The organism is Citrobacter sp. BIDMC107 (assembly GCF_001037575.1).
Classification (GTDB): Bacteria; Pseudomonadota; Gammaproteobacteria; order Enterobacterales; family Enterobacteriaceae; genus Citrobacter; species Citrobacter freundii.
In genome coordinates this window covers 936,992-951,900 of the sequence record NZ_KQ089848.1, presented here as the reverse complement: position 1 = coordinate 951,900, position 14,909 = coordinate 936,992, and the positions used below count along the sequence as shown (strand labels likewise).

Here is a 14,909-nt window from a genome sequence, read left to right as displayed (position 1 = left end):
ATAAATATGGGGATGCCAGGGCTGATTACAAGGCCCGCCGGGACAGCGAGCCCAGAAGTGTAGGCCCGATAAGTGTAGCGGTATCGGGCCTTTTTTACGTCTTTCTGCAGGATTAAGGCTGATAAATACCAACACCCAGATCGTTTTCTTTGCGGGTACGCGCAATGACCGATTCAGGGGATTCTGCGATGCGCAGGCCCATTTCGTCTTCGGTACGCACCACTTTGCCGCGCAGGGAGTTCGTCCAGACATCGGTAATTTCAACATCCACAAACTTACCGACCATATCCGGGGTACCTTCAAAGTTCACCACGCGGTTATTTTCGGTACGCCCTGACAGTTCCATAATGCTCTTACGCGATGTGCCTTCAACCAGGATGCGCTGGGTCGTACCAACCATACGACGGCTCCAGGCCATAGCTTGCTGGTTAATACGCTCCTGTAGAATGTACAGACGCTGTTTCTTCTCTTCTTCTGGTACGTCATCAACCATATCGGCGGCAGGGGTGCCAGGACGCGCAGAGAAGATAAAGCTGTAGCTCATGTCAAAATTGACGTCAGCGATCAGCTTCATGGTCTGCTCGAAATCCTGCGTGGTTTCACCTGGGAAGCCAACGATGAAGTCGGAGCTAATCTGGATATCCGGACGCGCATCGCGCAGTTTGCGGATGATCGCTTTGTATTCCAGCGCCGTGTGGGTACGTCCCATCAGGTTCAGTACGCGGTCTGAGCCGCTCTGTACCGGCAGGTGCAGGAAGCTCACCAGCTCTGGCGTATCGCGATAAACTTCAACGATATCATCGGTGAATTCGATCGGATGGCTGGTGGTGAAGCGGATACGATCAATGCCGTCGATTGCTGCTACCAGACGCAGCAGATCGGCAAAGGATCCGATCGTGCCGTCGTAGTTTTCACCACGCCAGGCGTTCACGTTTTGCCCCAGCAGGTTCACTTCACGCACGCCTTGGGCTGCCAGCTGGGCGATTTCAAACAGAATATCATCCGCCGGACGGCTGACTTCCTCACCGCGGGTGTAGGGAACCACGCAGTAAGTACAATATTTATTACAACCTTCCATGATGGACACAAACGCGCTTGGACCTTCAGCACGCGGTTCCGGCAGGCGGTCGAACTTTTCGATCTCCGGGAAACTGATATCAACCACCGGGCTACGGGTCGTGCTTCCACGCACTTTGTTGATCATTTCCGGCAGGCGATGCAGCGTTTGCGGCCCAAAAATAATATCGACGTAATGCGCGCGCTGGCGAATATGATCGCCTTCCTGAGATGCAACACAGCCACCGACCCCAATGATGAGCTTGGGATTTTTCTCTTTTAACAGTTTCCAGCGGCCCAGTTGATGGAACACTTTTTCCTGAGCCTTCTCACGGATTGAGCAGGTATTCAGCAGCAGCACATCCGCTTCTTCCGCCACGTCAGTCAGTTGATACCCATGAGTGGCATCCAGCAGATCGGCCATCTTCGATGAATCGTATTCGTTCATCTGACAGCCCCAGGTTTTAATATGGAGTTTTTTGGTCATCGACTTGCTCTTGCGAAATTGTGGCTGAAATGCAGGGCGCATAGTGTACTGCTTTGGCGCGGTTGTGACCAGTATGACGGATGTCAGCCTCAAGGGGTAAAAAATCCTGTAAACTTACACAATACATGTAACTGGAAAATTGACCATGACAAATCAACCAACGGAAATTGCCATTGTCGGCGGGGGGATGGTCGGCGGCGCGCTGGCGCTGGGACTGGCGCAGCATGGATTTTCGGTAACGGTGATTGAACATGCCGCTCCTGCGCCGTTTGTTGCTGGCGGACAGCCTGATGTCAGAATTTCGGCCATTAGCTCCGCCTCCGTGTCGTTGCTGAAAGGGCTGGGCGTCTGGGATACGGTTCAGGGAATGCGTAGCCATCCTTACCGTCGTCTGGAAACGTGGGAATGGGAAAATGCCCATGTGATGTTTGATGCCGCCGAGCTCAAGCTGCCTCTGTTGGGCTATATGGTGGAGAACACGGTCCTGCAACAGGCGCTCTGGCAGGCGCTGGAAGATCACCCTAAAGTTACGCTGCGTGTGCCGGCGTCGCTTCTCTCTTTGCATCAACATCACGATCGGCATGAACTTGAACTGGCAGACGGTGAAAAAATCAGCGCGAAGCTGGTTATCGGTGCGGATGGTGCAAATTCTCAGGTGCGGAAAATGGCTGGGATTGGCATTCATGCCTGGCAGTATGCGCAGTCCTGTATGTTGATTACCGTGCAATGCGAGCATTCGCCGGGAGACAGCACCTGGCAGCAATTTACCCCTGACGGTCCGCGCGCGTTTTTACCGTTGTTCGATAACTGGGCCTCGCTGGTGTGGTACGACTCACCAGCTCGCATCCGCCAATTGCAAGCGCTAAATATGCCGCAACTGCAGGCGGAGATCGCTAAACATTTCCCTTCACGACTCGGTAACGTTACGCCTGTGGCGGCGGGGGCATTCCCACTTACGCGTCGTCATGCGCTGCAGTATGTGCAACCGGGGCTGGCGCTGGTAGGTGATGCCGCGCATACCATTCACCCACTGGCGGGGCAGGGCGTTAATCTGGGTTTTCGTGATGTCGATGCGTTGATTGATGTGCTGGTGAATGCGCGCAGCTACGGTGAATCCTGGGCCAGTCAGCCGGTGCTCAAGCGTTATCAGAATCGCCGTATGACTGACAATTTCATCATGCAAAGCGGTATGGATCTGTTCTACGCCGGATTCAGCAATAACCTGCAGCCGCTGCGTATCATGCGTAATCTCGGGCTCATGGCCGCAGAGCGCGCTGGCGTACTGAAACGTCAGGCACTGAAGTATGCGTTAGGGTTGTAGTGCCGTTAAACCAGGCGCGAAAACAGAGTTTCTCTACCTTCCTTACCTGGAAAGAACCCCTGATACCAAACACTTCCGGTGTTGGTTGTCAGGGGTTCACATTGCCATTGATGAGTGGCAACGCAATACAAAGCTCTGGTGCTAATACCTGCGAAGATGAGCAGGCAAGCCAGCACAAACAGCGCCGCAACCGTATTTCCCCCATTGGCATAATCATGCGCCAGTATGGCAATACAGGCAATTTGCAGGCAGAGCTTGCCGCTAAACCCATAGATAAAAAACTGGCGAAGCCGTGCTTGTGAAAAGAAGCAGGGATTTTTCAGTACAGATCGCTGTTCCTGAGCGGGAAAGCCGTGGATATAGACCATCCACTGAGTATTCTCCGTCAGCGTTAAGGCCGTACCGGCTTCATTAAGTCGGTGAAGATGCATTGACACAATAACCGGGAATACGATGCCAATCAGAACGAAGTAGGTTATCAGTGACGAAATGCCGATAAAGCTGAGACCAACCGCGAGAAGAAAAAACAACAGGGCAGTTATTCGCATGAAAAACAGAGGGAAAATCTGATAATTCATCACAAGCTCCTTTTGTGCAAAAAAGGCATTCTAGCATTAAGCTTTTGGGCGCTTGTGCAGGAGAGGGTGTTTTTAGGATTTTATAAAAGCAAAAAGCTCGCCGAAGCGAGCTTTTTTAATATGGCTGGGGTACGAGGATTCGAACCTCGGAATGCTGGTATCAGAAACCAGAGCCTTACCGCTTGGCGATACCCCAACGGGTGCACCCACAAAGTGGACGACTTTTTGAAATTGGCTGGGGTACGAGGATTCGAACCTCGGAATGCTGGTATCAGAAACCAGAGCCTTACCGCTTGGCGATACCCCAACAATTTTTTGGATTTACCGAACGAGTCGATACGTCCTTAATATGGTGGCTACGACGGGATTCGAACCTGTGACCCCATCATTATGAGTGATGTGCTCTAACCAGCTGAGCTACGTAGCCAGATACTATCATATTCTTCGATGGCTGGGGTACCTGGATTCGAACCAGGGAATGCCGGTATCAAAAACCGGTGCCTTACCGCTTGGCGATACCCCAATGACCGTTGCGGTGAACCGCTATATCGAAGAAAAAATGGCTGGGGTACCTGGATTCGAACCAGGGAATGCCGGTATCAAAAACCGGTGCCTTACCGCTTGGCGATACCCCATCCGTGCAACGCTTACGGGTGAATGGTGCGGGAGGCGAGACTTGAACTCGCACACCTTGCGGCGCCAGAACCTAAATCTGGTGCGTCTACCAATTTCGCCACTCCCGCAAAAAAAGATGGTGGCTACGACGGGATTCGAACCTGTGACCCCATCATTATGAGTGATGTGCTCTAACCAGCTGAGCTACGTAGCCATCTTTTTTTTCGCGTAACCTTATCGGCGTTGCGGGGCGCATTATGCGTATTGAGCCTTGAAGCGTCAACCCCTTTTTCATTGAAAATAGCTGGAATGTGACTGTTTGGTTAGGTTGCGAACAGCATGACGCAATATTCGGCAATTATTAGTTATTAATTGTTTTTTTGCACAGAAAACAGACATAAAAAAAGAGCCCCGCAGGGCCCTTTTCTAAGGATTAACTTATTTATAAGCGGACTGGTGTACGCCAACCGCACGACCAGACGGATCGTTCATGGTTTTAAACGCTTCATCCCATTCGATCGCTTTAGCGGAAGAACAGGCTACAGATGGCCCGCCAGGCACACATTCCGCAGCGCTCGCAACCGGGAACAACTCTTCGAAAATCTCACGGTACAAATACGCTTCTTTAGATGATGGCGTGTTGTATGGGAAACGGAAGCTGGCGGTTTCCAGTTGTTGGTCAGAAACTTGTTCAGCAGCGACTTCTTTCAGTGTATCAATCCAGCTGTAACCGACACCGTCAGAGAACTGCTCTTTCTGACGCCATGCGACGCTTGCCGGCAGGTAGGACTCAAAACATTCGCGCAGAACGTGTTTTTCCATTTTGCCGTTGCCGCACATTTTGTCCTGCGGGTTGATGCGCATCGCCACATCAAGGAATTTCTTATCCAGAAACGGCACGCGTGCCTCCACGCCCCAGGCTGACATCGCTTTGTTGGCACGGGCGCAGTCGAACATATGCAGTGCCTGCAGCTTGCGCACGGTTTCTTCGTGCAGTTCTTTTGCATCTGGCGCTTTGTGGAAATAGAGATAACCGCCAAATACTTCGTCCGAACCTTCGCCCGACAGCACCATTTTAATGCCCATCGCTTTAATTTTACGCGACATTAAGTACATTGGCGTCGAGGCGCGAATCGTCGTGACATCGTAAGTTTCGATGTGATAAATCACGTCGCGGATAGCATCCAGACCTTCCTGCACGGTGAAGTGGATCTCGTGGTGCACGGTACCCAAATGGTTTGCCACCTCTTGCGCAGCTTTCAGATCCGGAGCGCCTTCCAGGCCGACGGCGAAGGAGTGCAGCTGTGGCCACCAGGCTTCGCTACGTTCCTGATCTTCAACACGGCGTGCCGCGTATTTTTTAGTGATCGCGGAAATGACGGATGAATCCAGACCGCCGGACAGCAGTACTCCATAAGGAACATCTGACATCAGGTGGCTTTTCACCGCATCTTCCAGCGCCTGGCGCAGCTCGTTTTTATCGGTAACGTTGTCTTTGACTGCATCGTATTCAAACCAGTCGCGCTGGTAGTACTGACGAATTTCGCCGTCTTTACTCCATAAATAACTACCGGCCGGGAATTCTTTGATTGTGCGGCAGACAGGAACCAGCGCTTTCATTTCAGACGCAACATAGAAGTTACCGTGTTCGTCGTAACCCATATACAGCGGGATGATCCCAATATGATCGCGACCGATCAGATAAGCGTCCTGCTCGCTGTCATACAGGGCAAAAGCAAACATGCCTTGCAGATCATCCAGAAACTCTGGGCCTTTTTCCTGATACAGCGCGAGGATAACTTCGCAATCGGAACCGGTCTGGAACTGATAGCGATCGCCGTACTCAGCGCGCAGCGCCTGGTGGTTATAAATTTCACCGTTAACCGCCAGGATATGCGTTTTCTTCACGTTGTACAGCGGCTGAGCACCGGCGTTGACGTCGACGATGGACAGACGTTCGTGTGCCAGAATGGCGTTATCACTGGCATAAATACCCGACCAGTCCGGGCCGCGATGGCGCATCAGACGAGACAATTCCAGGGCTTTTTTACGCAGTTCAACTGCGTCAGTTTTAATATCGAATACGCCAAAAATAGAACACATAACCTTCTCCGTTAACCTGTTGCGTGATGCTTTTTATGTTTGCTTGATAAAGAAAATGCCGCAAAGCGGGAGAGGGCGCAAGCGAATTGCGGGTCAGAAAATAAAAACTGCAATGGTCATTGTAGATTGGTGAAAAAAGATTACAGAATAGACGTGTTTATTGATGAATCGACAGTTTTATGGCGGTTTTATTGAATGGAGGGGCTTCGTGGGGCGGATAAGACGATGACGCCGCCATCCGGCAATAACGCTGCATAATTGCCGAATAAGACGAACTTATGTCTTATCCGGCCTGCGAATCAAATCACATCAATTTCAGCAACAGACGGGTAAATCCAGCTTGGTCTGAACGGCATGTTGTCAATATCATCGAGCTTGGATACGCCAGACAGTACCAGGATAGTTTCCAGACCCGCCTGAAAACCTGCCAAAATATCGGTGCGCAGGTTGTCGCCAACAATGACGGTTTCTTCTGAGTGCGCCTGCATTTTGTTGAGCGCCGCGCGAATAATCCACGGGCTTGGTTTGCCGACATAAAATGGTTTACGACCTGAGATCTTCTCAATACCGGCACAGAGTGCTCCACAGGCGGGATAAAAGCCGCGACCGTGGGTATCCGGGTTAGTGGCGATAAAACGAGCGCCGTTGGCGACAAAATACGCCGCTTTATGCATCATGTCCCAGTTATAGGAACGCGTCTCGCCAACAATCACAAAATCGGGGTTCACGTCGGTAATGGTAAATCCAGCTTTATACAGTTCGTGAATTAACGCGCCTTCACCAACCACATAGGCCTTTTTTCCTTCCTGGCGACGAAGAAAATCAGCGGTAGCCATCGCGGAAGTATAAAAGACGCTATCAGGGACATTCACACCTGCGGTGGCGAAGCGGTTTGCCAGATCTTGCCCGGTCTGCGAAGGGTAGTTAGTCAGCAGGACTAACGGCAGACCTTTTTCCAGGATCCCAGTCAGAAATTCTGCCGCACCCGGTACAGCAACATTGTCGTGCATCAGCACGCCGTCGATATCACAAATTACATTCTTAATGGCCATGGACAATCCGACATTAAAAAAAGAAGGCATTACTATACACAAAATACACTACATCATTCGAGTCGCATCAAGGCGGCAAGTCTGCGAACCTCCGGAGCTTACTGAAGTAAGTGACTGGGGTGAGCAGATGCAGCTAACGCAGAGGCAGCTTGAAGGATGACGTGTATTAGCTTTCCAGCAAACGTTGCAGCAAAGTCCCGTTAAGCATTGCGCGTTTCACCAGCGCAAAGGCGCCAATGGCGGAGCGGTGATCCAGCGTGGACCGAACCACCGGTAAATTATGGCGAAACGCCTTCAAAGCCTGCGTGTTGATACAACTTTCTATTGCAGGCAGCAGTACTTTATCAGCCTCGGTAATTTCGCCCGCAATGACGATTTTCTGCGGATTAAAGAGGTTGATGGCGATAGCGATGGTTTTACCCAGATGGCGGCCAACATGCTCGATGACTTCTGCTGCCAGATTATCGCCTTTATTCGCTGCCTTACAGATGGCTTTGATACTGCAATCATCCAGCGTGAGCCGGCTTGGATAGCCTTGCTTTAGCAAGTTTTGTACGCGGTGTTCGATAGAGGCGTTGGCCGCAATGGTTTCCAGACAGCCGAAATTACCGCAGTGACAGCGCTCACCCAGCGGCTCAACCTGAATATGACCAATCTCACCGACGTTGCCATTGCGACCGATGAAAATGCGGCCATTGGAAATAATTCCCGCGCCGGTTCCGCGGTGCACTCGCACCAAAATGGAGTCTTCGCAATCCTGGCTTGCCCCGAAATAGTGCTCAGCCAGCGCCAGGCTGCGAATATCGTGACCAACAAAGCAGGTAACTTTGAAGCGTTTTTCGAGCGCTTCGACCAGCCCCCAGTTTTCGACCTGAATGTGTGGCATATAGCGGATGACGCCGCTTTCAGGATCGACAAGGCCTGGCAGGATGACAGAAATTGCGATCAGCTCGCGGATTTTCCGCTGACAGCTCTCTATAAAGATGGCAATGGTGTTGAGCAGCGCATATTCCAGCGTTTCCTGGGTGCGCTCCGGGAGAGGGTAATGCTCTTCGGCGACCACTTTACTGCTCATATCATAGAGAGTGAGCGTCGTATCGTGGCGACCCAGGCGTACGCCAATTGCGTGGAAATTGCGGGTTTCTGTGACGATAGAGATAGCGCGGCGGCCCCCGGTGGAGGCCTGCTGATCGACTTCTTTGATCAGCCCGCGTTCGATCAACTGACGCGTAATTTTGGTTACGCTGGCGGGGGCAAGCTGGCTTTGCTCGGCAATTTGAATTCGCGAGATTGGCCCATGCTGGTCAATCAGGCGATAAACCGCCGCGCTGTTAAGCTGTTTTACGAGATCAACATTACCTATTTGAGCTTGTCCGCCTGGTGTCATTCTTTCTCTTACTCAGTAACGACCTCGTTGCCATTAACGATGGTCTTGATAATTTTAAAGTCGTGCGTGAACGCAGTCAGGTTGGCTACTTTGCCTGGCGCGATACTGCCGAGTTGTTTGTCGACGCCAATGGCGCGAGCAGGGTAGAGCGTTGCCATGCGCAGGACTTCGTCGAGAGCGATATTCGCATGTTCGACCAGATTGCGTACACCCTCAATCATGGTTAATGATGAACCGCTCAACGTACCGTTCTCATCAACACACAGTCCATTGCGGTAGTATATTGTTTTACCAGCGAAAATGAACTGTTCAATGTTTGCACCTGCTGGCGCGGTCGCGTCAGTGACCAGGCACAGCTTGTCGCCTTTCAGGCGCTTAGCATTACGAATGTTAACGTAATCAACGTGCAGGCCATCGGCGATGATACCGCAGTAGATATCGGCTTCATCAAGAATTGCGCCCGCCAGACCTGGTTCACGACCGGTAATGTACGGCATCGCGTTGAACAAATGGGTCGCAAAGCTGATGCCTGCGCGGAAACCGATTTTGGCTTCTTTGACCGTTGCATTGGAGTGACCCGCAGAAACCACGATACCGGCATTAACCAGTTTGGTGATGACCTCTACCGGGACCATTTCTGGTGCCAGTGTGACTTTGGTGATCACATCCGCATTATCGCACAGGAAATCAACCAACGCAGCGTCCGGCTGACGGACAAATCCAGGATTATGGGTACCTTTTTTCACAAGGTTCAGCCACGGGCCTTCAAGATGAAGTCCTAATGCCTGATTCGGGTGTTTCGCCAGGTATTCACGCATCACGCGAACACCCTGTTTCATCAGGTCATCGCTGGTGGTGATAAGCGTTGGTAAATAGTTGGTGCAGCCAGATTTTTCATTGGCTTTCTGCATGATTTCCAGCGTTTCAACGGTCACGGCTTCTGCCGTATCGTTAAACTGTACACCGCCGCAGCCGTTTAGCTGTACATCAATAAAACCGGGGGAAACAATGGCCCCATTCAGTGAGCGCTGTTCAATTCCTGACGGTAACTCAGCCAGTGGGCAAACGCTGTCAATCAGGCCATTGGCGACAACAATCGCATGGTCATCAAGAATTTCGTGACCGGTAAAGATCCGGCCCTGGGTTAAAGCATACATTCCGACCCCCGATTTCAAAAAATGCCGCCCTGCAACTCATCGACAGGGCGGAGACATCAATTACAGACCTTTAATATTTTCCGCTTCTAACTCGTTGAAGTATTTCAGCGTCTTCACTTTCAGTTCCATGGTGGAAGGCTCATCGCAGACCACAACGGCTTTTGGATGCAACTGCAGGCAACTGATGGTCCACATGTGGTTAACGTTGCCTTCAACGGCGGCTTGCAGCGCCTGTGCTTTCTGGTGGCCCAGAACCAGGATCATCACCTCTTCGGCATCCAGCAGGGTACCCACGCCAACGGTCAGCGCATATTTAGGCACCTGGCTTACGTCGCCGTCAAAGAAGCGTGAGTTAGCAACACGTGTGTCGTGAGTCAACGTTTTGATACGGGTACGGGAAGCCAAAGAGGAAGCCGGTTCGTTGAACGCGATGTGACCATCGTTGCCTACACCGCCCATAAACAGGTGGATTTTACCGTAAGAACGGATTTTTTCTTCATACTGACGGCATTCTGCATCAATATCCGGCGCATTACCATTGAGGAGGTTGATGTTTTCTGCTGGAATATCAACGTGATCAAAGAAATTGCGGTGCATAAAGCTGTGGTAGCTTTCCGGATGCTCTTTCGGCAGGCCAACATATTCGTCCATATTGAAAGTAACAACATGCTTGAAGCTCACCTGGCCCGCTTTGTGCATTTCAACCAATGCTTTATAAGCTGTCAGCGGAGTACCGCCAGTCGGCAGGCCCAGAACGAACGGACGATCTGCCGTTGGTTTGAACGCGTTAATACGGTTAACGATATGGCGAGCAGCCCATTTGCCGACTTGTTCAGCGGTATTCAGGGGGATCAGTCTCATTCTTCACCTCAAAAGTAAATGTAAGCAATTGGCGGATTGAGTCTCTGTGCAGTATTAAGCGTAACCTGGTTTTGCATCGGTAAGGATCAATCCATTTCGATTTTTTGAATGATAAAATAAGTTTTCGTAGTTAGCCAGTGGAAGGGAGGGTTAATAACGATATTTGGTGACTGAAATCACAAAAAACACGCGTTTAATTTGCGATACGAATTAATTTTTCACACACTCTGAATGTAGATGAATGGTTAATATCGTTGTTCCAGAATCTTGCTGTCAGGAATGGTCACACAATAAAAATATGGCTTCAAAGAAGCCTAATCGGGGTCTCGTAGGGGGAATAAAATGAATATTTTAGGTTTTTTCCAGCGGCTGGGTAGGGCGTTACAGCTCCCCATCGCTGTGCTGCCAGTCGCGGCACTGCTGCTGCGATTCGGCCAACCAGATTTACTTAACGTACCCTTCATCGCGCAAGCGGGTGGGGCCATCTTTGATAACCTCGCGTTAATATTTGCGATCGGTGTTGCTTCCAGCTGGTCAAAAGACAGCGCAGGTGCAGCAGCGCTGGCAGGTGCGGTCGGTTATTTCATATTGACCAAAGCAATGGTTACCATTAACCCTGCAATCAATATGGGCGTGCTGGCTGGTATCATCACCGGTCTGGTCGGCGGTGCCGTGTATAACCGCTGGTCTGGTATCAAACTGCCTGACTTCCTGAGCTTCTTTGGCGGCAAACGCTTCGTGCCGATCGCCACTGGCTTCTTCTGTCTGGTGTTGGCTGCTATCTTCGGTTACGTATGGCCACCGGTACAGAATGCCATCCATGCGGGTGGTGAGTGGATCGTGGGCGCTGGCGCGCTGGGTTCCGGTATCTTTGGTTTCATCAACCGTCTGCTGATCCCAACCGGTCTGCATCAGGTGCTGAATACTATCGCCTGGTTCCAGATTGGCGAATTTACTAACGCTGCAGGTACCGTATTCCACGGTGACATCAACCGCTTCTACGCGGGTGACGGCACTGCGGGTATGTTCATGTCTGGCTTCTTCCCGATCATGATGTTTGGTCTGCCGGGTGCGGCGCTGGCGATGTACTTCGCGGCTCCGAAAGCACGTCGTCCGATGGTTGGCGGTATGCTGCTGTCCGTTGCGATCACCGCGTTCCTGACCGGTGTTACCGAGCCGCTGGAATTCCTGTTCATGTTCCTGGCTCCGCTGCTGTACCTCCTGCACGCACTGTTAACGGGTATCAGCCTGTTCGTTGCAACACTGCTGGGGATCCACGCAGGCTTCTCCTTCTCCGCAGGTGCTATCGACTACGTGTTGATGTACAACCTGCCGGCAGCAAGCCAGAACGTCTGGATGCTGGTGGTGATGGGTCTGGTGTTCTTCGTTATCTACTTTGTGTTGTTCAGCGCGGTTATTCGTATGTTTAACCTGAAAACGCCGGGCCGCGAAGATAAAGAAGACGATATCGTTACTGAAGAAGCCAACAGCAACACTGAAGAAGGTTTGGCTCAACTGGCAACCAGCTACATTGCAGCGGTTGGCGGCACTGATAACCTGAAAGCGATTGATGCCTGTATCACTCGTCTGCGTCTGACCGTTGCCGACTCCGGTCGCGTAAACGATGCGATGTGTAAACGTTTAGGAGCATCGGGTGTCGTTAAGCTGAATAAGCAAACAATTCAGGTCATCGTGGGTGCGAAAGCTGAATCCATCGGCGACGAAATGAAGAAAGTTGTCGCGCGTGGCCCGGTGGCAGCAGCGTCTGGTGAAAGTGCGCCAGCAGCAGCGGCTCCGGCAGCAAAACCGCAGGCTGTAGCGAATGCAGTCACCGTTGAAGCGCTGGTTTCTCCGATTACCGGTGACGTAGTTGCGCTGGAGCAGGTTCCTGATGAAGCCTTCGCCAGCAAAGCTGTAGGTGACGGCGTGGCGGTGAAACCAACGGATAAAATCGTGGTTGCTCCGGCTGCGGGCACCATCGTGAAAATCTTCAACACTAACCATGCGTTCTGCCTGGAAACTGTTAAAGGCGCGGAAATCGTGGTCCATATGGGCATCGACACCGTCGCGCTGGAAGGTAAAGGCTTTAAGCGTCTGGTTGAAGAAGGTGCGGAAGTTACTGCAGGTCAACCGATTCTGGAAATGGATCTGGAGTTCCTGAACGCTAATGCACGTTCTATGATAAGCCCGGTTGTGTGCAGCAACAGCGATGATTTCGGCGCTCTGGTCATTAAAGCCGAAGGTCATGTGGTTGCTGGTCAAACACCACTGTATGAGATTAAAGGTAAGTAACTGCTCCTGAGTAAAGTGAGTTAAGTGCCTTAAGCGGCGGGGGATAGTCCTCCGCCGCTTTTTTTTGCAGCAAATGCCCTCATATCTCCTGCTGAACAGCTTTTTTGTGCAACTAATAGTTGTCTCCTGACGTCGCTTATAAGATCATACTCCGTTATACGTTGTTTACGCTTTGAGGAATCCACGATGAGTGAGGCTGAAGCCCGCCCGAGTAACTTTATTCGTCAGATCATCGATGAAGATCTGGCCAGTGGTAAGCACACCACTATCCATACCCGTTTTCCGCCGGAGCCAAATGGCTATCTGCACATTGGCCACGCGAAATCCATTTGTCTGAACTTTGGCATTGCGCAAGATTACCAGGGCCAGTGCAACCTGCGTTTTGATGATACGAACCCGGTTAAAGAAGATATCGAGTACGTTGAGTCGATTAAAAACGACGTTGAATGGTTAGGTTTCCACTGGACTGGCGACATTCGCTACTCTTCGGATTACTTCGATCAGCTTCACGCCTATGCGGTAGAGCTTATTAATAAAGGGCTGGCGTACGTTGACGAACTGTCAGCGGACGAAATCCGCGAATACCGTGGCACGCTGACTCAGCCAGGTAAAAACAGCCCGTACCGCGATCGTAGCGTTGAAGAGAACCTGGCGCTGTTCGAAAAAATGCGTACCGGTGGCTTTGAAGAAGGTAAGGCCTGCCTGCGTGCGAAAATCGATATGGCTTCGCCGTTTATCGTGATGCGCGATCCGGTGCTGTACCGCATTAAGTTCGCCGAACACCATCAGACCGGCAACAAGTGGTGCATCTACCCGATGTACGACTTTACCCACTGCATCAGCGATGCGCTGGAAGGCATTACGCATTCACTGTGTACGCTGGAGTTCCAGGATAACCGTCGTCTGTATGACTGGGTGCTGGACAACATCACCATTCCGGTTCATCCGCGCCAGTACGAATTCTCGCGCCTGAATCTGGAATACACCGTGATGTCCAAGCGCAAGCTGAACCTGCTGGTGACCGACAAGCACGTTGAAGGCTGGGACGATCCGCGTATGCCGACGATCTCTGGCCTGCGTCGTCGCGGTTACACCGCTGCCGCGATCCGTGAGTTCTGCAAACGCATTGGCGTGACCAAACAGGACAACACCATTGAGATCGCTTCTCTGGAATCCTGCATCCGCGAAGATCTGAACGAAAATGCTCCGCGCGCGATGGCGGTTATCGATCCGGTGAAACTGGTTATCGAAAACTACCCGCAGGGCGAAAGCGAGCTGGTCACTATGTCTAACCATCCGAATAAACCGGAAATGGGTAGCCGTGAAGTACCGTTTAGCGGTGAAATTTGGATCGATCGCGCAGACTTCCGCGAAGAAGCGAACAAGCAGTACAAGCGTCTGGTGATGGGTAAAGAAGTACGTCTGCGTAATGCATACGTGATCAAGGCCGAACGTGTTGAGAAAGATGCAGAAGGGAAGATCACCACCATTTTCTGCACCTACGATGCTGACACCCTGAGCAAAGATCCGGCCGATGGTCGTAAAGTTAAAGGCGTTATTCACTGGGTGAGCGCGTCCCATGCGCTACCGATTGAAATCCGTCTGTACGACCGTCTGTTTAGCGTGCCAAACCCAGGTGCGGCGGAAGACTTCCTGTCCGTTATTAACCCGGAATCGCTAGTCATTAAGCAGGGTTACGGTGAGCCGTCGCTGCAGGCTGCGGTTGCAGGTAAAGCGTTCCAGTTTGAGCGTGAAGGTTACTTCTGCCTGGACAGCCGTTATGCAACGGCTGACAAGCTGGTGTTTAACCGTACCGTTGGTCTGCGTGATACGTGGGCTAAAGCGGGCGAATAAGTCGCAACACATCCTCTCTAAACGCCGCTTCATGCGGCGTTTTTTTTCGCAAAAAAACCGTTTGACAGGCTCCGTTTGCGCAGCGAATTAATTACATGTCTGTAATAATAAATCGGCTGAATGTTTTTACGTTTAAATAACTTACC

General features: G+C 51.4%; 10 protein-coding genes and 7 tRNA genes. 3 read left to right on the top strand and 14 right to left on the bottom strand.

Annotated features, from left to right (window positions below; all coding sequences use genetic code 11):
* Positions 1–112: 112 nt before the first annotated feature.
* On the bottom strand, positions 113–1,543 hold the full coding sequence (gene miaB, locus SK39_RS04575; RefSeq protein WP_003847380.1) for a tRNA (N6-isopentenyl adenosine(37)-C2)-methylthiotransferase MiaB: 1,431 nt from the start codon (positions 1,541–1,543) through the stop codon (positions 113–115).
* Positions 1,544–1,688: 145 nt separating this feature from the next.
* On the opposite strand from miaB, the gene ubiF reads away from it, so the two are divergent.
* Positions 1,689–2,864, top strand: coding sequence for a 3-demethoxyubiquinol 3-hydroxylase (ubiF, locus tag SK39_RS04570; RefSeq protein ID WP_048216703.1), 1,176 nt, complete (start codon positions 1,689–1,691; stop codon positions 2,862–2,864).
* Between the two features lie 5 nt (positions 2,865–2,869).
* Here ubiF and SK39_RS04565 read toward each other — a convergent pair whose 3' ends face one another.
* The 13 genes from SK39_RS04565 to nagB form a co-directional block, all read right to left on the bottom strand.
* Positions 2,870–3,442 (bottom strand): hypothetical protein, encoded by a 573-nt coding sequence (locus tag SK39_RS04565; RefSeq protein WP_048216702.1) that lies wholly within the window; start codon positions 3,440–3,442, stop codon positions 2,870–2,872.
* A gap of 121 nt (positions 3,443–3,563) precedes the next feature.
* Positions 3,564–3,638 (bottom strand) — tRNA-Gln (locus SK39_RS04560).
* A 36-nt stretch (positions 3,639–3,674) separates the two neighbouring features.
* A tRNA-Gln gene (locus SK39_RS04555) sits at positions 3,675–3,749 on the bottom strand.
* A 43-nt stretch (positions 3,750–3,792) separates the two neighbouring features.
* Positions 3,793–3,869 (bottom strand) — tRNA-Met (locus SK39_RS04550).
* Positions 3,870–3,890: 21 nt separating this feature from the next.
* Positions 3,891–3,965: transfer RNA gene (locus SK39_RS04545), tRNA-Gln, on the bottom strand.
* Between the two features lie 37 nt (positions 3,966–4,002).
* Positions 4,003–4,077: transfer RNA gene (locus SK39_RS04540), tRNA-Gln, on the bottom strand.
* Between the two features lie 23 nt (positions 4,078–4,100).
* Positions 4,101–4,185, bottom strand: a tRNA-Leu gene (locus SK39_RS04535).
* 9 nt (positions 4,186–4,194) lie between these two features.
* Positions 4,195–4,271, bottom strand: a tRNA-Met gene (locus SK39_RS04530).
* A 224-nt stretch (positions 4,272–4,495) separates the two neighbouring features.
* The gene (asnB, locus tag SK39_RS04525) at positions 4,496–6,160 is read right to left on the bottom strand and encodes an asparagine synthase B (protein ID WP_003835552.1); all 1,665 of its coding nucleotides are present in this window, start codon (positions 6,158–6,160) and stop codon (positions 4,496–4,498) included.
* Between the two features lie 299 nt (positions 6,161–6,459).
* Complete coding sequence (nagD, locus tag SK39_RS04520) at positions 6,460–7,212, bottom strand: ribonucleotide monophosphatase NagD (protein WP_003022792.1); 753 nt, start codon at positions 7,210–7,212, stop codon at positions 6,460–6,462.
* Between the two features lie 166 nt (positions 7,213–7,378).
* Positions 7,379–8,599, bottom strand: a complete 1,221-nt coding sequence (gene nagC / locus SK39_RS04515; protein ID WP_003022796.1) for a DNA-binding transcriptional regulator NagC — start codon at positions 8,597–8,599, stop codon at positions 7,379–7,381.
* A gap of 8 nt (positions 8,600–8,607) precedes the next feature.
* Positions 8,608–9,756, bottom strand: a complete 1,149-nt coding sequence (nagA, locus tag SK39_RS04510) for an N-acetylglucosamine-6-phosphate deacetylase (RefSeq protein WP_003022800.1) — start codon at positions 9,754–9,756, stop codon at positions 8,608–8,610.
* Between the two features lie 60 nt (positions 9,757–9,816).
* Positions 9,817–10,617 carry a glucosamine-6-phosphate deaminase gene (nagB, locus tag SK39_RS04505; protein WP_003022803.1) on the bottom strand — a complete coding sequence of 267 codons (801 nt, stop codon included), beginning with the start codon at positions 10,615–10,617 and terminating at the stop codon, positions 9,817–9,819.
* 342 nt (positions 10,618–10,959) lie between these two features.
* Here nagB and nagE point away from each other — a divergent pair, with 342 nt between their 5' ends.
* Positions 10,960–12,909: a PTS N-acetyl glucosamine transporter subunit IIABC gene (gene nagE, locus SK39_RS04500; protein WP_003835548.1), complete on the top strand. Its 1,950-nt coding sequence runs from the start codon at positions 10,960–10,962 to the stop codon at positions 12,907–12,909.
* Positions 12,910–13,095: 186 nt separating this feature from the next.
* On the top strand, positions 13,096–14,763 hold the full coding sequence (gene glnS / locus SK39_RS04495; RefSeq protein ID WP_048216701.1) for a glutamine--tRNA ligase: 1,668 nt from the start codon (positions 13,096–13,098) through the stop codon (positions 14,761–14,763).
* The last annotated feature ends 146 nt before the right edge of the window (positions 14,764–14,909 follow it).